We start from the raw sequence: 18,348 nt of genomic DNA on the forward strand, positions 1-18,348 counted from the left end.
CTGACGGGCCTTAAGCCTTCCTAACGATACTTCGGAAACGCGTCGCCGGCCGGTGCGTTGGCCCAGCTCTGCAAAGTCTGGCCGCCGTCGATCAGCCAGTCGACACCGGTGACGTGTCTTGCCTCATCCGAGGCGAGGAACGCCACCGCGGCGGCGACATCGTCCGGTTGGCCGATGCGGCGAAGCGGAATCCGGTCGGCGAAATGCTGGACACTGCTCTTGAAATCGCCGTCGCCGGACGCCGGCACGCCGAGCGTCGTCTCGATCACGCCGGGGCAGATGGCATTGACGCGGATGCCATAAGGCGCGGCATCGAGCGCCGCGACCCGCGTCAGGCCGACCACGCCATGTTTGGAGGCGACATAGCCGGCGCCGCCGGACAAGACATCCCAACCGGCCATGGACGAACCCATATTAACAATGGAGCCACCGGTCCCGGACTTGATCATCGCCCGAAGCGACGCCTGCAGGACGAGGAAGATGCCGCGCAGATTGATGCGGATGATGGTGTCCCAGTCCTCGACCGGCAGTTCGTGCACGGGAGCGACGACGCCGGAAATGCCGGCATTGTTGAACACCACATCCAGCCCGCCGAATGTCTCGACGGTGGTTGCGACTGCGTCGCCTACACTCTGCTCGTCGGTGACGTCGGCTTCGATGACGATGGTATCGTCGCCGAGAGCGCGCGCCAGTTCACGCGCGGCCGCGCCGTTGCGGTCGACAATGGCAACGCGCGCGCCTTCCTCGAGGAAACGCCGGACCGCGGCGCCGCCAATGGCGCCGGCGGCGCCGGTGACAAGGACCTTTTTCTGGTCGAACCTTTTCATCCCTCGGTCTCCGGCTTTGGATAGGAACGCCATGAATACTGTGGTTCGAAGCCGATCGTCTCGCGCGCATGGACCGTGTCGAGGACGGAGCCGAAACCGGCGATCGGCCGCGACAGGGCGACATCAGGATAGACCCGACGCACAAGCGCCTCGGTTTCCTCCTCCATGAAGGTATCGGCAGCGCTGAGCAGGACGCGCAGATGGCCGCCGCCTTTCCATTCGAGCGCCCGCAAGAAGCCCTGCCCGGCATCGCGCGCGTCGAGATAGGCCCAGAGGTCGCGGGCGCTGTCGGCGGTGGCGCGGCGCGGACCCACGCCCTCGAAGAAAGAGCCCGGCGTCTGGATCCATGGCATGCGGATGCTGACCGCCGAACAGGCGCCGCGGCGCACCGCTGCGTCGACGATTTCCTCGCCCAGCCATTTCGACAGGCCGTATGGATCCTGCGCGCCGACCGGATGCTCCATGTCGACCGGCAGATAGGGCGGAATGACCGCCTTCTCGAAGAAGGGATAGCCGAAGACGCTGAAGGACGAGGCATAGACGAAGCGCCTGGCGCCAGCCATGGCGGCGGCCTCGACGACATTGTAGGCGGTCGCGATATTGGTGCTGAACACCTCGCCGCCGGCCCGCCCGGTCGGTCGCGGAATGGCCGCGACATGCACGACGGCATCGCAGTCGCGCACCAGCTGCAGGGTTGACCCCAGATCGGTCAGATCGGCTGTGGCGTGCCGCCATGCACCGCTGACCGGCGCTACAGTATCGATGCCCAGCACGTCATGGCCGGCAGCAAGCAAAGCCTCGGCGACATGGCGGCCAAGAAGGCCACTGGCTCCGGTGACAATCGTCTTCATATCACGGCCCTCGGCTCGCAAGCACAGAGGCTTGGATATCATTGATGGTCATACAAATCGAGCACATGGTTGCCGACCCTTGTCAAGGCCATTTCGCGCTGGACAAATAGCGCATACGCTTGTGCGAGCGGCGTGCGCAAGGCCGACGGTCACAGCTTTGCGTCGAACGGGATTGACTTGGCATCCGCCAGGGTTTTTTGTATGAGCATCAACGATCGACCAAAGGAGATCGCCATGGCGGTGGACGTTTTTTCCTCACATCGGCACGACGACGCGGTGCGCCTTGATCCGCAACGCGCAGCCATTATCGTCATCGATATGGTCAACGAGTTCTGCAAACCCGGCGGGGCCATGGTCCTGCCTGGATATGAGACGCTGGTCGGCCCGCAACTGGCCGTCATTGAGGCGGCGCGCGCGCGCGGTGTCCCGGTGATCTGGGTTCACGATGCGCACCGGCCGGGCATGCGCCGCGAGCGCGAATGGGTCAAGCGCACGCCGCATTGCCTGGAAGGAAGCTGGGGACCTGAGATCATCGAGGATCTCGGCGCCCGCGATGACGAGATCCATGTCATCAAGCGTCGCTACTCGGCCTTCTTTCAGACCGACCTCGACCTGACGCTTAGGGATATGCAGGTCGACCAGTTGGTCATCTTCGGCGTGGTCACCAACATTTGCGTGCGCTCCACAGTCCACGACGCCTTTTTCCAGGGCTATGAGGTGGTGGTGCCGAGCGATTGCTGCGCCGCGACCGGACCGCGCGAGCAGGAAAGCTCGCTCTACGACATAGCGACGCATTTCGGCGTGGTGAGCAATTCGGCTGATGTGGTTGCTGCCCTTCGCGATGGAGCGTCACTGCAACCGACCGAGGTCGCGGCTTGAGCTATCCAGAGCCGGCGGCATCCGAGACAGGCAATAGGAGTCCGGTTTGACGACCGAAAAGAAATCAACGAAAAGCCCGGCACTGAAGCGCGGCAATGCAGAACCACTGAGCCGCGAGCAGGTGCTGGAGCGATACGCCGGGACCGGATACGCGTTGGACGAGCATCCTGCGCACGTCATCCGCAAGGCGCATCAGCGCGCGACGCTGCGTTTCCAGCAGGTCATGGCTGGCGAAGACCTTTCGCCGACCCAGTTCGCGGCCCTTGCCACGATCCTCAAACACGGCGAAGTCTCGCAGAACCATCTCGGCCGGCTGACGGCGATGGACCCGTCCACCATCAGCATCGTCATGCGCAAGCTGCTCAAGCACGGCCTGATCACGCGCAGCGCCTCCGACACAGACCAGCGCCTGTCGATGATCGCGCTGACCGAAAAAGGGACCGAGTACACGCTCGAGCGGCTCGAACGCAGCGTCGAGGTCGGACGGCGCTTCCTGTCGCCGCTGTCACCCAGCGAACAGGCGACGTTGCTGCGCCTGCTCAAGCGCATCAATGACGACGACCCATCGAATGGCTACGGCGGCAAGTAAGCCGCGTCCAGGCCCTTTTCCATACCAGTAGAGATGAGACCCAATGTCGTCCGACCCCAAGTCGTCTGCCAGCACGCTCGTCGTCCGCAATATCGGCCTCATGCTGAGCGGTGACCTCGGCCAACCGATCATCGATGCCGACACCATCGTCGTGACCGACGGGCGCATATCAGGCATTGGCAAGGCTGATGACGTCGACAGCGGCAACGCAGCAACAATCATCGATGCGATGGGCTGCGCGGTCGCACCGGGGCTTATCGACAACCATGCCCATCCGGTGGCTGGCGACTGGACGCCACGGCAGAACCAGATCGGCTGGATGGATTCGACCGTGCATGGCGGCGTCACCACGATCATCTCGGCGGGTGAGGTCCACACGCCGGGCCGCCCGCGCGACCTGGTCGGGCTGAAGGCACTGGCGATCGCGGCGCAGCGGACCTTCTCCAACTTCCGCCCCAACGGCATGAAGATCCTGGCCGGCGCGCCCATCCTGGAGCCCGGCCTCACCGAGGACGACTTCCGATACCTCGCCGAGGCCGGGGTGACGCTTATCGGCGAGGTTGGGCTTGGCGGCGTCAAGGATGGTCCAACCGGCCGGCAGATGATCGCCTGGGCGCGCAAATACGGCATGACCTCGATGACCCACACCGGCGGCCCGTCCCTGCCCGGCTCCGGCCGCATCGGTGCGGATGTCGTGCTGGAGGTCGATGCCGATATCGTTGCGCACGTCAACGGCGGACCGACGGCGCTCCCCGAAGCCGAGATCCGGCAGATCTGCGAAAACGGCTCGCGCGCGCTGGAAATCGTCCATAACGGCAATCTGCGCACCGGCCTGTTCGTGCTCGACCTGGCGAGGCAGCGCGGCGAACTTTCGCGCATCGTCCTCGGCACCGACAGCCCGGCAGGATCGGGCGTGCAGCCGCTCGGCATTTTGAGGACGCTGACCATGCTGGCCTCGCTGGGCGGTATCGCGCCGGAAGTGGCGTTCTGTCTTGCCGGCGGCAACACGGCGCGCGTGCGCGGGCTGGCTGACCGCGGCATCATCGAGGTCGGCCGCGCCGCCGACCTGATCTTCATCGATCAAGCGATCGGCGGCGCCGGTGACGGGCTGCTCGACAGCGTCGCGCTCGGCAATTTGCCGGGCATCGGCATGGTTGTCATCGACGGCGAGGTGCGGACCGGCCGCAGCCGCAACACTCCGCCGGCGATGCGGGTGCCGGAAGTTGTCCCGGGCTGACGACGTTTCAAGGTATGTTGAGGTTCAGGTCACGACGAGCCGTTATGCACGCGACGTTTTTGCTGCCTCGGCCAGTTCGGCCATTAGCTTGCTGGCGGAACGCAGTTTTTCTTTGCCCAAGCGACTGGACAGTTCCGCTTTAGCCAAATTCCACAACGGGAGCGCATCGACGATAAGCCTGCGCCCGGATATTGTCAGGCCAATCTGCTTTCCCAAGCGGCCGCGTCCGCCCTTTGAATGCACCAGACGTCGCCCTTCCAAGTTCTGAAGATTTCGGCTTAGGGTCGTCGGGTCGACTCCCGCGCTGTTCGCAAGGTCGACGAGTGTCGTTCCCTCAACCGCTCCGATGCCCACGAGAAGGCTGAACTGCTCGGCTGTCAGCCCGAGCGGTTTGAAGCAGGCGTTGTAGTAGCGCGTGACCGCACGCGCCGTCGCACGAGCCTGAAAGCCCGGACACTCCGCCGCGACGCCTTTCAACGTTTCCGGGTCAAAACCGCTCACGTCCGCCTTCTAGACAATTTCGCCCCTCAAGAATACTGTATATGCATTATTAGGAGAGTTCCATGCCGGCGTACGTGCATATCAATCTGCGTGTCATCGACGCCGCCAAACAGGCGGCTGTCGCTCCACGCTTTCAAGAGGCTCTGCAAGAGGCCGGCGGGCGCATTTTACATTTCGGCCTTGTTACGCAGGTTCTTGAGGGCGAGGACGAGCCGCTCCCGATGGCCGGCGTGTTTGAGTTTGCAACCCTCGCCCAAGCGCTAGCGTTCTACAATTCCGAGAGATACGCGCCAATCAAGGCCGAGCGCCGGGAAGCCCAAGAGGCGCGGATGTTCATAGTCGAAACCCGCTAAAAACGCCCTCAAGCTGCATCATTTCGAGCACCGGAAGCGCAGGGAACCACGGTTTGCAGGCGGCATCACCTGAATATCGGCGTCCCCCTAGCTGACGCCGTCCTCGCCGATAATCCTTTCCTTGGTGAGCCCGCCGACGCGCGGGTGCGGCCGGCCGGAATCGGTGACTGCGATGGCGACGACGATCTCGTCGGCACGCGGTGCATCGGCAACACGGACCTCCATGCCGTCGAAATGGCTGCGCACCCGCGCCGCGTCCTTGTGGCCGAGCGGTATGTCGAGCGGCACGCCGAGGCCGCCGCGCTTCTTCGATGAGGGAATGAGCGCGGCACCCTTGCCCAGCACATCGCGGAACGGGGCGCCGAGCTTGGGATGTAGGATGGCCGCGGCATGTTCAAGCTCACCGTCGGCGCCGACGGCGGCTGCCTTGCCGAAGCTCTCGACCTGATCGCCGGCAATGCCTAGCGCAGCGACGGCCCGCCTGGGCAAGATATCGCCCAACGCTTCGCCGATGGCGCTCAACGCCGACAGATCCTCGACGAATGTGCCGGCATAAGGGTTGCGGATCACCGCGATCGCCGCAGCTCGCCGCGTCGGCGGATCGACAGGGCGACCGCCTTCGATCCGGGTTTCCTCGACGATGGTGATGATGCGGCGGATGTCCATGCTCATCGCAATCCGTCCTCGCCCTTGATGTCGGCCGCCGCCAGGCCGCCGACCCGCGCGTGAACGCGCGCGCCGGTGGTCATCGCCAGGATGACCGCCATCTCGTCGCTGCGCGGCGCATCGCCAACGCCGATTTCGATCGCGTCGAAATGACTGCGCACATAGGAGGCGTTGATGTGGGTGATCGGAATGTCGATGCGTGTTCCGGGGCCGCCGACCTTCTTGGTCGAGGGGACGATCGCCTTGGCGTCGCCGAGAAGTTCGCGCATCGCGTAGCCGCCCGGATTGTGCCACAGTGCGCCATGTTCAAGCTCGCCGGCGGCACCGACGATGGCACCCTTGCCATAGCCTTCGACGGCGGCGACGCCGTCGCCCATGGCATCGATCAGGCGCCGCGCCATTTCGAGGCCGAGCGGCTTCAGATCCTCCATGAAGCCGGTGATCTCTTCGACGTAACGCCCGGCAAATGGGTTGGCGATGACGGCAACGATCGCGCCACGCTTGGGCGGGCGTGCCGCGGGCGGACCGCCCTCATGGAAGATCTCCTCGACCTGGACCAGAAATTTCCTGACCACCACAGCTGGCATTGCGCGTATCCTTCGACCCGTCGTTCGTGAAAACTCGTTAGAGTACCAACAATTATGGATCGTCGATATTTGTCAAGCGGCGCGGTGGAGGATGCGGAGGACGGGCCTAAGAAAACTCCATCGGAGGACGATTGACAGCCTGTTTAGCCGCTCCTAAACTCATATGACCATCAACGAACTCGCCGACATTCCGGCGACATATGGGGATGGTCAAGGCGTGGCTTCAAAAGCTGAAAAAAGCTGAAGGGGAATAACATGACAAGGGCGCTCAAGAGTTTATGTCTGGCCGGCACGATGCTTGCCATTTCGTTGGGATCGGCCGCCGCACAGACCAAGGTTTCCGTGGCCGCCATCTCGGGATATTTCGCGCAGGGTTTTGGCGTTTCTATCGTCAACGGCCTCAACAAGGCCAAGACCGATTTCGGCATCGACCTCAAACTGGTCGACACCGGCAATCGCGCTCTGGACTACCAGGAGCAGTTTGAAAACCTCGCCAAGGGCAAGCAGTACGACCTCATCTTCGTGATGGGCTGGGAGCTGGTGGATTCGCTGCAGAAGGTCAGCAAGGAATATCCTGACCAGCGCTTCGTCTTCATCGATGGCGTGCTCGACAATCCCAACATGATCTACGCCAACTTCGCTGAGGAACAGGGCTCCTTCGTCGCCGGCGCGCTGGCCAGCATGATCGAGGCCAAGGGCAGCGAATTTCCCAAGATCGGCGACGGCAAGGCAATCGGCTTCGTCGGCGGCCGCGATATTCCGGTGATCCGCAACTTCCTCGGCGGATACGAACAAGGCGCCAAATACGCTGCACCCGATGTGAAGGTGAACTCCGTCTTCGCCGGCACCTTCGACGATCCGGCCAAGGGCAGCGAGCTTGCCCAGGCGCTTTACGGCCAGGGTTCCGACATCGTCTACAACGTTGCCGGCCCGACCGGTGAAGGCGTCATGCAGGCCAGTGCCGCCGCCGACAAATATTCGATCGGCGTCGATATCGACATGTGCGGCACGGCGCCCGGAAACGTGCTCGGCAGCATGCTGAAGCGCGGCGACATCGCCGTCTACACGCTGATCAAGGACGAGGTCGGCGGCCACAAGGTCACCGCCGGCACCCGCACGTTCGACCTGGCATCGGGCGGCGTCGAGTTCAAGGTCTGCGACGACATCGCCTCCAAGATCCCGGCTGACGTGACCAGCAAGCTGGACGAGATCAAGAAGGGCATCCTCGACGGCAAGATCGTGATCGCCAAGGCGAAGTGAGCCAGCAACAGCGCATCCCTCCCAAGAAAGCGCTACACTGATCCGTTGCGGCACGCCGCGACGGATCAGTGTCCAATCTGGGAGAGCTCGCAATCTGCGAGAGCCCCAATCTGCGAGAGCAATCGTGTCGAACGCGCCGGGGTCCCCGACCCCCAACAACACTGCCGTGATGGCCGTCGAGTTGACGGCCATCACCAAGCGTTTTGGCGCTTTCATCGCCAATGACGACATCGACCTTGCCGTTCGCCGGGGCGAAATCCACGCCATCATCGGCGAGAACGGTGCCGGCAAGACGACGCTGATGAACATCCTGTTCGGCCTGCTGCAGCCGGACGAAGGCTCGATCAGGCTGAATGGCGAGGCAACGGTGGTGGCCGACCCGGCCGCCGCCATCAAGGCAGGGCTCGGCATGGTGCACCAGCATTTCAAGCTGGTGCCTTCGCTCTCGGTCGCCGACAATGTCTTTCTCGGCATGGAAATCCGCCGCCACGGGCTGATCGACCATGCCGCGCAGATCGCACGCACCAGCGAATTGTCGAAGCGCTTCGGACTGCATGTCGATCCGACCGAGCGCGTCGGGCTGCTCTCGGTCGGCATCGAGCAGCGCATCGAAATCCTGAAAGTTCTGGTGCGCGGCGCTCGCACCATCATCCTCGACGAGCCGACCGCGGTGCTCACCCCGCAGGAGAGCCGCGAACTGTTCCAGACGCTGCGCAGCTTCGTCGCCGAGGGCATGACGGTGATCTTCATCTCGCACCATCTGGAAGAGGTGATGGAGGTGTCCGACACGGTCACGGTGCTGCGCAACGGCAAGAAGGTTGCGACCCGCCCCACATCGGAACTCAATAAGGATGAGTTGGTACGCATGATGGTCGGCCGCGAGGTCAGTTTCGACCGGCGGCCGCGCGCCGAGTTGCAAGGCGATGTGATCCTTGAGGTCAAGGATTTGTGGGCGCGCGACGATCGCCGCTTGCCAGCGCTTCGCAACGCCAGCTTTATTGTCCGTGCCGGTGAGGTGGTGGGGATTGCCGGCGTCGCCGGCAACGGGCAGACGGAACTGGCAGAAGTGCTTTCGGGTCTGCGGCCGGCAAGCCATGGCGAGGCCTGGCTGAAAGGCAAGAATCTCGCCGCACTCTCCCCCGCCGCGATCCGCGAGGCCGGCCTTGCCCATGTCCCTGGCGATCGCATGGTGCACGGGGTCGATCGCAATGCGTCGATCGCGGCCAACACGCTGATGGGCCGCCAGCATCGTGCACCGTGGAGCCGCGGCGGCATGCTCGACTGGAAGGCGATCAGCCAGAATGCCGGCACGCTGATCAAGCGTTTCGATATCCGCGCGCGCGGGGCCAGCGATACGGTGAAACGGCTTTCCGGCGGCAACATCCAGAAGGTCGTGCTGGCGCGGGAATTCACCAACAGCGCCGACTTCCTGCTGATCGACCAGCCGACGCGCGGCGTCGACATCGGCGCCCAGGAGGCCATCCATGACGAGATCATGCGCCAGCGCGCCGCCGGCCGCGCGATCCTGCTGATTTCCGTGCAGCTTGACGAACTGGCGGCGCTCGCCGACCGCATCCTGGTCATGTTCAACGGCCGGATCATGGGCGAAGTCGCCGGCGACGACGCTGACGAAGACAGCATCGGCATGATGATGGCCGGCGTATCGCCTGAGCTGGAGCCCGTATGATGAGCGACCGTTTGCGCGCCTTTTCCGGCCAGATCATCGCGGTGGGCGTGGCCTTGCTGCTGGGGGCGATCATCATCCTCATCGTCGGCGAAAGCCCGCTCCGTGTCTTGATGACGCTGTTGCGCGGCGCCTTTGGCGACCAGGAAAAAATTGCCGGCACCCTGCTGCAGACGACGCCGATCCTGATCTGCGGCGTCGCCGCTTGCATCGGCCTGCGCGGCGGCATGTTCAATGTCGGCATCGAGGGGCAGCTGTTCCTCGGCGGATTTGCCGCCGCCTGGGTCGGCTTCACCTTTTCCCTGCCCGCGGGCATCCATACGCTGGCGGCGCTGGCGCTGGCGGTCGTCGCAGGCGCGGCCTGGGTCGCCATCCCCGCTTTTTTCCGCGCCCGCTATAACACCAACGAAGTCGTCTCGACGATCCTGTCGAACTACATCGCCGTGCTGCTCACCTCCTATTTCACCATCTTCCTGTTCAAGCGGCCCGGCGGCTGGTCGGAGACACCGCCGATCCTGGCGACAGCCTATCTGCCGGAGATCTTTTCCTTCTCGCGGCTGAATTGGGGGCTGGCGATCGGCTTGCTGCTCGCCGTCGGCGTCGCGCTGGTCTTCCGCTACACCAGTTGGGGTTATGGCGTGACGATGGTCGGTTCGGCGCCGAAATTCGCCGAATATGGCGGCATCAATGTGAAACGGCAGGGCTTTGTGGTGCTGCTGCTTTCAGGCGCCGTCGGGGGCCTCGCCGGCGGTGTCGAGACGCTTGGCGTGCATCATCGGTTCATGGAGGGCTTTGCTCCCGGCTTCGGCTTCGACGGGCTGATCGCCGCCCTGCTCGCCAATGGCTCGCCGGTCGCCACCATCGTCACGGCGTTGTTCTTCGGTGCGCTTCGCAGCGGGTCGCTGCTGCTCGAGGTTGATACCAGCGCGTCGCGCGAAATCATCACCGTGATCCAGGCACTGATCATCCTCAGCGTTTCGGCGCAGGTTCTGATCAGGCGCCGTGGCGACAGCCAGGCGGGAGAGCGGCGATGGAAATTCTAGACAAGCTCATCAACGTCGCGCTGATCGCCGCGACGCTCCGCACCACCGCGCCAATTCTGCTGGTCGCGCTTGGCGGGTCGTTCACCACCAAGGCCGGCATCTTCAACATCGGCCTCGAAGGCCAAATGCTTGTCGGCGCTTTCTTCGCCGTCATCGGCTCGATCTGGACAGGTTCGGCATTCGCAGGCGTCGCCTGCGGCGTCGCCGCCGCACTTGTCTTCGCACTTGCCTTTGCCGTGCTGGTGGTGACGTTCCGGGCCAATGAAGTGGTCGTCGGGCTGGCGCTCAACATCCTTGCCGGGGGCATGACGATCTCGCTGATGAAAGCGATTTTCGGCACGCGCGGATCGATCGTCGGTCACGGCATCGTTGGCTTGCCTAAGGTACAGATACCCGGCGCCCAGGCGCTGCTCGGTTCGTGGGCGCCGTTGATCTCGGGCTTCACGCCGATCGTCTATGTCTCCTTCATCGCGGTGCCGCTGCTGGTGCTGTTCTACAACCGCACCCGGCTCGGGCTCTATATCCGCGTCGTCGGCGAAAAACCCGAAGCCGCCGAGGCGCTCGGCATCTCGATCACCCGTGTCCGCTACATCGCCTCGCTGCTGTGCGGATTGCTGGCCGGCCTCGCCGGCGCGCATCTGTCGCTCGGCTACATAACCATGTTCACCGAGAACATGTCCTCGGGCCGTGGCTTCATGGCAGTGGCGATCCTGATCTTCTCCAATGGCGACCCCCTGAAGGTGCTGGCCGGCTGCCTGCTGTTCGGCTTTGCCGATGCCTTCTCGCTGCGCCTGCAGACATTCGGTTTCCCGTCCTATCTGGTGCTCACTGTGCCTTACGTGGTCGCGTTGACGGCGTTGTTCGCGCTGTCCTACCGGGCTCGGCCAAAAATCATCAAGGAGACGCTGGCGTCGATGCAGAAACTCCTGTCGGTGGACAGGAACAGCTCCCCGGCCGACAAAAATCCGCAATGAAGGAACTCTCAATGGAACGCATAATCCTCGACGTGGATTCTGCCGGCGACGACATTCTGGCCGTGCTGTTTGCCGCGGCGAACCCGAATGTCCGGCTCGAAGGCGTCACCACCGTCACCGGCGCGGCCGGCCCGATCGAACAGGTCACCAATGTCGTCCTCAACACGCTGACGCTGGCCGGCCGCGACGATATCCCGGTCCACGCCGGCGCCTGGCGGCCGATCGTTGGCAATTCCAAGGCCGACATGGAGGCGCCGGTGCATTTCGAGAAGCGGCTGATCGCCCGTTTCGGTGACCGGCTCAAGAAATTCAATCCGCCGGCGCCGCCGCCGTCACGCCCGGCAACGCAGGGACATGCGGTCGATTTCATCATCAATACAGTCATGGCCAACCCCGGCGAGATCACGCTGGTGACTACGGGGCCGTTGACCAATGCGGCGATGGCGCTGCTGCAGGAACCCCGCCTGACCGGCGCGCTCAAGCGGCTGCTGGTGCTTGGCGGCAACTTCCAGACGCCCGGCAACATGACGCCGCTGTCGGAATACAACATCTGGGCCGATCCGGAGGCGTCGCGCATCGTGCTCAACGCCGATGTCGACAAGATCCTGGTGCCGCTCGATATCTGCGAGGACAACCGCGTCGCCGCCTCGATGCTGACGCGCGACGACATCGCCGACATGCAGGCAGTCACCAAGAAGAACCCGGTCTTCGAGATGATCGCTGACAGTTTTCCGATCTACGTCGACATCTGGCGCGAGTTCTTCGACCTGGTTGGCTTCCCGATGGACGACGTGATCACCGTGGCGCTGGCCTTCGACCCCGGCCTTGCCACGATGACCGAGCCGCTCTTCGTCGATGTCGTGCTCGACGGACGCATCGCGCGCGGACAGACGGTCGCCCATCGCGGCCGGCAGCTCCTGCCCGGCGGCGGACCGAAGACCACGCGCATCTGCACCGATCTCGACGGGCGCCGCTTCCTGAACATCTTCAAGCAAACCATCGCGCGCTACGAACAAGCCGCGTGAGGACCGACAAAATGACCATTGCGACTCCCATCCTGTTCGACTGCGACCCCGGCCACGACGACGCCATTGCGCTGGTCATGGCGCATCGTTCGCCGGCAATAAAGCTGCTCGGCGTCACCACCACCTGCGGCAATGCCGAGGTTGAGAAGACGACGGCCAATGCGCTGCGCATCCTCGAATATATCGGTGCCGGCGACGTGCCAGTCGCTCAAGGCTGCCACCGTCCGCTGGCGCGGCCGCTGGTGCTTGGCACCGCCGATGGCCCAAGCGGCCTCGAGGGCTCGCCTTATCTGCCGCAGGCGACGATCAAGCCGGTCGACCAGCACGCGGTTGATTTCCTGGCCGACCAGCTACGCGCCGCACCCGAACCGATCCTGGTCGTCGCCACCGGCCCGCTGACCAATATCGGCCTCATGATCCTCAAGCACCGCGACGTGCTGCCCAAGATCAAGGAACTGATCTGGATGGGCGGCGTGTTCTACCGCAAGAGCGAGATCATCACGCCGACGGAGTTCAATGCCTTCTGCGACCCGGAAGCGCTGAAGATCGTGCTGGACAGCGGCGTGCCGATCCTGATGGTCGGGCTCGACGTCACCATGCAGGTGCTGATCGAGGCGCCGCAATATGCCGAACTCGCCACCATCGACACGCCGCTCGGCAAGCTCGTCAATGACTGGCTGCTGTTCTACGAGAAGCTGCACCGCAACTCGATGGGCGTCGGTGGCGCCATGCACGATCCGCTGGCGCTAGCGCTGGCCATCGATCCGACATTGGTGCGCACGCGCCCGGCCCATATCGGTGTCGATTTGTCCGGCACCTATGCCTTTGGCGCGACGGTTGCCGATTTCTGGAGCGAGCGCGGCGAAAAGGACAATGCCCGCATCGCCCATGAGGTCGACGCGGACCGTTTCTTCAAGCTGATGTTCGACCTGTTGCGGGATTGAGAACCGCAAGCAGCCGTGACCAAGAGAGCGGAAATCTAGGCGCCGTCAGACAGTCTCTGGGCATGCCATCGCAGGTGGTCGTCCATGAATGTCGAAATGAAGAAATACGAGTGATCGTAGCCGTCCTGCATGCGCAGCGTCAGTGGAATGCCGGCCTTGGCGCAGGCCGCTTCCAGAAGCCAGGGCCTCAGCCCGTCGTTGAGAAATCCGTCCGCCGTCCCCTGGTCGACGAAAAGCTCAGGGAAACGGTGACCATCCTCGATGAGCAAGGTGGCATCGTAGCCCCGCCATGATGTCTCGTCCGCGCCGAGATATTTTTCGAAGGCCGGCCGCGACCAGCCGGCGGTGCTCGGCTGCACGATCGGCGCGAAGGCCGAGCAGCTTTTGAAGCGCTCGGGATTCTTGAGCGCGATCGTCAGCGCGCCATGCCCGCCCATCGAGTGGCCAAGGATCGCCTGGCGCGTCATGTCGGCCGGAAACTCGCGCGCTATCAGGACCGGCAATTCCTCGGTGACGTAGGAATACATGCGATAATTCCTGGCGTAAGGCTCCTGCGTCGCATCGAGGTAGAAGCCGGCGCCGCTGCCGAACTGCCAATTGTCCTTCTCGTCGGGAATATCGGCGCCACGCGGACTGGTGTCGGGACAGACGACGATCAGGCCAAGTTCGGCGGCCATGCGCCTGTACTCGCCCTTGTCCATGACATTGGCATGGGTGCAGGTAAGGCCTGAGAGGTACCACACGACAGGGCAAGGCTTTTCACGGGCCTGGGGCGGCACGAAGACGGCAAAAGTCATGTCGCAGGCGCAGACATCCGAAGGATGGGAATAGACGCCCTGCACGCCGCCATGCGATCTGGCGGAGGAGATGGTCTTCATCTGGTCCGACATCTTGTTTTCTCTCCGCCATTGCAAACGCCTTCACGGCCGCCTGTCTACGGCATCGGTCGGGACCACGGCAACCCGGATGGATTGGACCATGGTTTCAGAGGCTGCTCCACCGACCGAAGGTGGGGCGGACCGTGGCAGAAATGATCATTGTTCGGATCGCGGCCGCCATCCAGGGCGGGGCTGAACCAGCGAGCAAGCGCTTCCTGCAATCCGTCCGTCTCCTCGCCGGACCAGGCGATGCAGGCATCGGGACGGATCAGCATCGAAGGCCCCTTGTCGATGGTGACGCAACGTATGCTCAGCGTGCCGGATGCAACGAGCCTGGAAGCCTTGCCGTCACTTGTCGCGTCGAGAAGAACGCCCATGCCATCCTGCATGAGATCGTAGAGCGGGACGTCCGCACCGCCGTGCCGGATCGGCCTGTCACCACTCAGCCGCCCGACATCGTCGCGCTCCGAGCCGAGATCGTAGCGGATGGAAAGCCCGCTCATGATCTCGCCGATGAACCGGTTGACGTCGTCGAACTGCATGAGCTTCGCGACGATGTCGCGTATCGCGCCCGCCTGCGGATCGGGCCGCATGATGGCCATCTGGGCAAGCGTGTTGGCCAGAACGGCTTCGGCGATGGGCCGCCGCTCGGCCGTGTAGGTGTCGAGCAGGCTGTCGGGCATTTCGCCGCGGACAACGGCGGCAAGCTTCCAGCCGAGATTCGCGGCGTCCACAAGCCCGAGGCCCAGGCCCTGGCCGCCGAACGGCGTATGGACATGCGCGGCGTCACCGGCAAGCAGCACCCTGCCTTTGCGATAGCTGTCGGCGAGCCGTGTGTTGTCAGTCCATCGGCTGCCGCTTTCGAGCGCCTTCACGCGGACATCCGCTCCGCTGACACGGCGCAGGACGGCTTCGATTTCGTCAGGTGTGACCGGCGCCTGCCGGTCTTCGGGCGGGCCACTGAAATCCAGCATCACCAATCGGCCGGGAAACGGTCCGTAGGAGAACACGCCACCCGGCGTGCGATGCCAGCCACTGGGCAGCAGGCGTTCGGGATGATCGATCTCGGCGACCGCCTGGTACATCGTCATTGTCGGCGCCGTGCCGGGGAAATCAAAGCCGGCCATCTTGCGGATGGAGCTGCGCCCGCCGTCGCAGCCAACGAGGTAGCTGCAGCGTATCTGGCTCGCGCCCGCCGGAGAAACCCATTTCACATCGACCGCGTCCTCCTGTTGGACGAAGTTCGTCACATCGCATTCGCGACGCACCTCGATGCCCAGAGAGCGCGCGCGGTCGGCCAGCATGGCTTCCACGGCTTGCTGATCCACGGGGCGAGCACGCCGTTGCGGCTCCTTCTGCGCGTCCTTTCGGATGAGGGACAGTCCAGCGAAATGGCCGGTGAATTTCGACTCTCGACCACGCAAATCCGGGCCGCCGGTCTGCTGCGTGAATTGCTTTATCGCTGCAAAGGTGCGTGCCTCCGCCACGGCGATGGAATCAGCCATCCCGCGCCGCTGCAACGCTTCGCATCCAAGCGGTCCGATGCCCATGGCCTTGCTGGCCATGCTTGCCGTGGCCAGACGCTCCAGGACGAGGACGCGCGCACCGGCCAGAGTCAGTTCGATGGCCGTCAGCAGCCCGACAGGTCCGGCTCCAACCACCACGACATCAATGTGATTGTTCATATACCAAATTCCAATATGTACTCAGTACATAAATTTCACACCGACAGCGGAATGTCAACGCGAATATGTACTCAGTACATAGTCATGTTGTCGGCAGGGCATCCCAGTGCCTCGCAAATTGCGCATCGACCGCCGCGCCGGAGAGCGGTACGATCGGCTGCTTGGCGCCAAAACCGCGACTGGCGCACTCCGCATTTTCTCGTTCGAGGGCTCAAATGTCGGTTCTGAGGCTGACTGTCGTCTGGCATAGGGATTTTGCGGGAGGACAGCCCATCGCGGAAGCGTTGGCTGCTCATTTCGAGGGGGCTGAGGACGAGCCGAACTCAAGCGGCTTGACCATCCCGGTGCGGGTCCGGTGCGAAGGCGCCAGCCCCATGGATCCGCAGTCGGCGCCGCTGCCGCTGATGACCGGGGACGATACGATCAACATTGTCCTGCTGCTTTTCGAGAACGATCTGATCACCGCTTTCGCGCAGCAGTGGAGATCCTTCGCGCAGGACATCCGCACCGAAAGCCAAAACCATCCCGACCGCATGCTGGTGCTGCCGGTGAGGCTCGGCGATCGTAGTGCGATCCCGCCCTTCGACGACATCCAGTCAATCCCGACGTCTCTGTTTCCGGGAAGCGGCACATCCGATACGCGCTGGATGCGCCGTCTTGTCCTGACCGTGGTGGCGCATATCGGCAATTATCTGCGCCGTCTGGAACAGCACGAAAAGGACCCCACGGTCCCGATCGACGAGATACAGCTCAGCCGATTCCAGCTGTTCCTCAGCCATGCCAAGCGTGACGCAATGCCTGTCGTCACTGCCATTCGCGACCATCTCGCCAACAACAATTACGGCGTCGATACTTTCATCGATGCCAAGGATTTGCCGGCGGGCCTGGGTTACGAAAAAGCCTTCAGCGCCGCTATCCGTGCCGGTGCCGTGGTCGCCATTCGCTCCGACGCATATTCGTCACGGCCGTGGTGCCGGTGGGAAACGCTTGAGGGAAAGCGGTTATTGCGGCCGATCATCGTGCTCGATCTGTTTCGCGACACGGAACCCCGGGTAAATCCCTATGGCGGCAACGTGCCTGCCTTGCGGCTGGTGGATCCGGCGGCCGCCAACGAGACGGCCCAGGCCGAAATGGACCGCGCGGTGCTAGCCATCATGACCGAAGCAATGCGCATCATGGTCTGGAACAGACGGGTCACAAGCCTCAAGGAGGCAACATCGAAAAAATATCCGGGCAAGGACATCAAGATCCTGCCGCGCCCGCCTGAGCTCGTTGACATCGCCAACATCCGGATCGACACCCCCAATCCGATTGTCATTCTTCATCCTGGACCGCCGCTGTCGCGGCCCGAGGACAAGATGATCCGCGCGATCGGCGGAGATCTGGAGTTTTGCGCTCCATCAGACCTCGGAGTGCCTCTATGAGCGAGAACATTGTCGCCATTTCCGTCTCCGACGGGCCGGACCTGCAGCTGTTCGGCTTCCTGCCGCAGCATCTGAGGCGGCTTCTGGCGTCGCTTGCCGCCGCGACGCTGCGCAATGGCTGGCGGGTCGGTTATGGAGGCGACCTGCGCCGCGATGGCTTCACGCGCTCCCTGCTCGCCGATATGGGCGCGGCTTTTGGGCGTGGCGAGATCGGTGGCGAGCAACAGGCGGCGGTCGTCCATTTCTTCGCGCTGTCCTCGTGGCGTGAGATGTCCCCCCAGGCCATTCTCAATCATCTGACCGACAAGGAACTGGGCCCAGCCGACGCACCGATCGCGCCGGTCGTGGAGACGCGTTTTTTGATGCCGCCAGCGGATATGTCCGCCATCCCTCAAAATGGCGGCGCTCTCGGCATAGTTGTTCGTGATGGTGAACTGCGTTCCGCCAGGCAGGGTGAGCGACTGGGAGAATCCCAGTTCTTCTCGCTTCTGGAAAATGCTGCCGCAACCAGGATCGAACCAGCACCAGCCCTGACGGCGATGCGGCGTGAAATGGCATCGGCTTGTCCGCTGCGGATACAGTTCTCGGGCAAGATCGACGGGTATGCCGGCGAAAAGCCGGGGCTGCTGGAAGAGGCCATCGAACAGATCCGCGCCGGCGGCATCGTCATGCCATTAGGCGCGTTTGGTGGAGCTGCCCGCGAAATCGCCATCGCCCTGCGGCTGCTGGATGCGGAAAGAACGCGCTACCAAAAGTACGGCCGAAACTATGAGCAATCCTTCGAGGAACTCGAAGGCCTAGCCCAGAGACATCACAGCCAGGCCGAAATATTATGGCCCAATCTCGTTGAAGCCGCCGGGCTTGGCACACCGCACAGGATCGTTTTCAACTTGAACGCCGTACTGGCCAAGATGCGCCAACCAGCAGCGATGCCAGGCTGA

Annotated in this window: 19 protein-coding genes; 12 read left to right on the forward strand and 7 right to left on the reverse strand. The window is 63.3% G+C overall.

The window, feature by feature from the left end; all coding sequences use genetic code 11:
• Positions 1-20 precede the first annotated feature (20 nt).
• Together EB235_RS29235 and EB235_RS29240 are read right to left on the reverse strand one after the other, a co-directional pair.
• Positions 21-827: an SDR family NAD(P)-dependent oxidoreductase gene (locus EB235_RS29235; protein WP_027033920.1), complete on the reverse strand. Its 807-nt coding sequence runs from the start codon at positions 825-827 to the stop codon at positions 21-23.
• Entirely contained in the window at positions 824-1,678 is an 855-nt protein-coding gene (locus EB235_RS29240) for an NAD-dependent epimerase/dehydratase family protein (RefSeq protein WP_027033919.1), read from the reverse strand. The genes EB235_RS29235 and EB235_RS29240 overlap by 4 nt, the downstream gene beginning before the upstream one ends.
• A gap of 234 nt (positions 1,679-1,912) precedes the next feature.
• Between EB235_RS29240 and EB235_RS29245 the strand changes: the two genes are divergently transcribed.
• From EB235_RS29245 to EB235_RS29255, 3 genes are read left to right on the forward strand one after another with little or no spacing between them, the layout of a single operon-like run.
• Positions 1,913-2,557, forward strand: coding sequence for a cysteine hydrolase family protein (locus EB235_RS29245; RefSeq protein WP_027033918.1), 645 nt, complete (start codon positions 1,913-1,915; stop codon positions 2,555-2,557).
• 46 nt (positions 2,558-2,603) lie between these two features.
• Entirely contained in the window at positions 2,604-3,146 is a 543-nt protein-coding gene (locus tag EB235_RS29250) for a MarR family winged helix-turn-helix transcriptional regulator (protein ID WP_027033917.1), read from the forward strand.
• Between the two features lie 43 nt (positions 3,147-3,189).
• Positions 3,190-4,383 carry an amidohydrolase family protein gene (locus EB235_RS29255; RefSeq protein ID WP_027033916.1) on the forward strand — a complete coding sequence of 398 codons (1,194 nt, stop codon included), beginning with the start codon at positions 3,190-3,192 and terminating at the stop codon, positions 4,381-4,383.
• A 42-nt stretch (positions 4,384-4,425) separates the two neighbouring features.
• Here the strand turns inward: EB235_RS29255 and EB235_RS29260 are convergent, their stop codons facing one another.
• Positions 4,426-4,884: a MarR family winged helix-turn-helix transcriptional regulator gene (locus EB235_RS29260; RefSeq protein ID WP_027033915.1), complete on the reverse strand. Its 459-nt coding sequence runs from the start codon at positions 4,882-4,884 to the stop codon at positions 4,426-4,428.
• A gap of 62 nt (positions 4,885-4,946) precedes the next feature.
• On the opposite strand from EB235_RS29260, the gene EB235_RS29265 reads away from it, so the two are divergent.
• On the forward strand, positions 4,947-5,237 hold the full coding sequence (locus tag EB235_RS29265) for a DUF1330 domain-containing protein (RefSeq protein WP_027033914.1): 291 nt from the start codon (positions 4,947-4,949) through the stop codon (positions 5,235-5,237).
• An 87-nt stretch (positions 5,238-5,324) separates the two neighbouring features.
• On the opposite strand, the gene EB235_RS29270 is transcribed toward EB235_RS29265, so the two are convergent.
• Positions 5,325-5,909, reverse strand: coding sequence for an amino acid synthesis family protein (locus tag EB235_RS29270; RefSeq protein WP_027033913.1), 585 nt, complete (start codon positions 5,907-5,909; stop codon positions 5,325-5,327).
• A complete protein-coding gene (locus EB235_RS29275; RefSeq protein ID WP_027033912.1) occupies positions 5,906-6,490 on the reverse strand; it encodes an amino acid synthesis family protein in 585 nt (194 codons plus the stop codon). The genes EB235_RS29270 and EB235_RS29275 overlap by 4 nt, the downstream gene beginning before the upstream one ends.
• Positions 6,491-6,745: 255 nt before the next feature.
• On the opposite strand from EB235_RS29275, the gene EB235_RS29280 reads away from it, so the two are divergent.
• From EB235_RS29280 to EB235_RS29305, 6 genes are all read left to right on the forward strand, one after another.
• On the forward strand, positions 6,746-7,750 hold the full coding sequence (locus tag EB235_RS29280) for a BMP family lipoprotein (RefSeq protein ID WP_027033911.1): 1,005 nt from the start codon (positions 6,746-6,748) through the stop codon (positions 7,748-7,750).
• A 121-nt stretch (positions 7,751-7,871) separates the two neighbouring features.
• On the forward strand, positions 7,872-9,437 hold the full coding sequence (locus EB235_RS29285) for an ABC transporter ATP-binding protein (protein ID WP_027033910.1): 1,566 nt from the start codon (positions 7,872-7,874) through the stop codon (positions 9,435-9,437).
• The gene (locus EB235_RS29290) at positions 9,437-10,477 is read left to right on the forward strand and encodes an ABC transporter permease (protein ID WP_080680969.1); all 1,041 of its coding nucleotides are present in this window, start codon (positions 9,437-9,439) and stop codon (positions 10,475-10,477) included. Before EB235_RS29285 ends, EB235_RS29290 begins: the two co-directional genes overlap by 1 nt.
• Positions 10,465-11,451: an ABC transporter permease gene (locus EB235_RS29295; protein ID WP_027033908.1), complete on the forward strand. Its 987-nt coding sequence runs from the start codon at positions 10,465-10,467 to the stop codon at positions 11,449-11,451. The genes EB235_RS29290 and EB235_RS29295 overlap by 13 nt, the downstream gene beginning before the upstream one ends.
• A gap of 11 nt (positions 11,452-11,462) precedes the next feature.
• Positions 11,463-12,476 carry a nucleoside hydrolase gene (locus EB235_RS29300; RefSeq protein WP_027033907.1) on the forward strand — a complete coding sequence of 338 codons (1,014 nt, stop codon included), beginning with the start codon at positions 11,463-11,465 and terminating at the stop codon, positions 12,474-12,476.
• An 11-nt stretch (positions 12,477-12,487) separates the two neighbouring features.
• Positions 12,488-13,420 (forward strand): nucleoside hydrolase, encoded by a 933-nt coding sequence (locus EB235_RS29305; RefSeq protein WP_080681091.1) that lies wholly within the window; start codon positions 12,488-12,490, stop codon positions 13,418-13,420.
• Positions 13,421-13,455: 35 nt separating this feature from the next.
• Here EB235_RS29305 and fghA read toward each other — a convergent pair whose 3' ends face one another.
• Both fghA and EB235_RS29315 read right to left on the reverse strand, forming a co-directional pair.
• The gene (gene fghA / locus EB235_RS29310; protein WP_027033905.1) at positions 13,456-14,310 is read right to left on the reverse strand and encodes an S-formylglutathione hydrolase; all 855 of its coding nucleotides are present in this window, start codon (positions 14,308-14,310) and stop codon (positions 13,456-13,458) included.
• A 44-nt stretch (positions 14,311-14,354) separates the two neighbouring features.
• On the reverse strand, positions 14,355-15,983 hold the full coding sequence (locus EB235_RS29315) for an FAD-dependent monooxygenase (protein ID WP_080680968.1): 1,629 nt from the start codon (positions 15,981-15,983) through the stop codon (positions 14,355-14,357).
• Between the two features lie 215 nt (positions 15,984-16,198).
• Between EB235_RS29315 and EB235_RS29320 the strand changes: the two genes are divergently transcribed.
• Together EB235_RS29320 and EB235_RS29325 are read left to right on the forward strand one after the other, a co-directional pair.
• Positions 16,199-17,407 (forward strand): toll/interleukin-1 receptor domain-containing protein, encoded by a 1,209-nt coding sequence (locus tag EB235_RS29320; RefSeq protein ID WP_167334907.1) that lies wholly within the window; start codon positions 16,199-16,201, stop codon positions 17,405-17,407.
• On the forward strand, positions 17,404-18,348 hold the full coding sequence (locus tag EB235_RS29325; RefSeq protein ID WP_027033903.1) for a hypothetical protein: 945 nt from the start codon (positions 17,404-17,406) through the stop codon (positions 18,346-18,348). Before EB235_RS29320 ends, EB235_RS29325 begins: the two co-directional genes overlap by 4 nt.

The organism is Mesorhizobium loti R88b (assembly GCF_013170845.1).
GTDB classification, from domain to species: Bacteria; Pseudomonadota; Alphaproteobacteria; order Rhizobiales; family Rhizobiaceae; genus Mesorhizobium; species Mesorhizobium loti_B.

Excerpts from the sequence above, each read along its gene's own strand:
- EB235_RS29235 (WP_027033920.1), bottom strand. The coding sequence starts at position 827 with ATGAAAAGGTTCGACCAGAAAAAGGTCCTTGTCACCGGCGCCGCCGGC.
- EB235_RS29240 (WP_027033919.1), bottom strand. The coding sequence starts at position 1,678 with ATGAAGACGATTGTCACCGGAGCCAGTGGCCTTCTTGGCCGCCATGTC.
- EB235_RS29245 (WP_027033918.1), top strand. The coding sequence starts at position 1,913 with ATGGCGGTGGACGTTTTTTCCTCACATCGGCACGACGACGCGGTGCGC.
- EB235_RS29255 (WP_027033916.1), top strand. The coding sequence starts at position 3,190 with ATGTCGTCCGACCCCAAGTCGTCTGCCAGCACGCTCGTCGTCCGCAAT.
- EB235_RS29265 (WP_027033914.1), top strand. The coding sequence starts at position 4,947 with ATGCCGGCGTACGTGCATATCAATCTGCGTGTCATCGACGCCGCCAAA.
- EB235_RS29270 (WP_027033913.1), bottom strand. The coding sequence starts at position 5,909 with ATGAGCATGGACATCCGCCGCATCATCACCATCGTCGAGGAAACCCGG.
- EB235_RS29275 (WP_027033912.1), bottom strand. The coding sequence starts at position 6,490 with ATGCCAGCTGTGGTGGTCAGGAAATTTCTGGTCCAGGTCGAGGAGATC.
- EB235_RS29280 (WP_027033911.1), top strand. The coding sequence starts at position 6,746 with ATGACAAGGGCGCTCAAGAGTTTATGTCTGGCCGGCACGATGCTTGCC.
- EB235_RS29290 (WP_080680969.1), top strand. The coding sequence starts at position 9,437 with ATGAGCGACCGTTTGCGCGCCTTTTCCGGCCAGATCATCGCGGTGGGC.
- EB235_RS29295 (WP_027033908.1), top strand. The coding sequence starts at position 10,465 with ATGGAAATTCTAGACAAGCTCATCAACGTCGCGCTGATCGCCGCGACG.
- EB235_RS29300 (WP_027033907.1), top strand. The coding sequence starts at position 11,463 with ATGGAACGCATAATCCTCGACGTGGATTCTGCCGGCGACGACATTCTG.
- EB235_RS29305 (WP_080681091.1), top strand. The coding sequence starts at position 12,488 with ATGACCATTGCGACTCCCATCCTGTTCGACTGCGACCCCGGCCACGAC.
- fghA (WP_027033905.1), bottom strand. The coding sequence starts at position 14,310 with ATGTCGGACCAGATGAAGACCATCTCCTCCGCCAGATCGCATGGCGGC.
- EB235_RS29315 (WP_080680968.1), bottom strand. The coding sequence starts at position 15,983 with ATGAACAATCACATTGATGTCGTGGTGGTTGGAGCCGGACCTGTCGGG.
- EB235_RS29320 (WP_167334907.1), top strand. The coding sequence starts at position 16,199 with ATGTCGGTTCTGAGGCTGACTGTCGTCTGGCATAGGGATTTTGCGGGA.
- EB235_RS29325 (WP_027033903.1), top strand. The coding sequence starts at position 17,404 with ATGAGCGAGAACATTGTCGCCATTTCCGTCTCCGACGGGCCGGACCTG.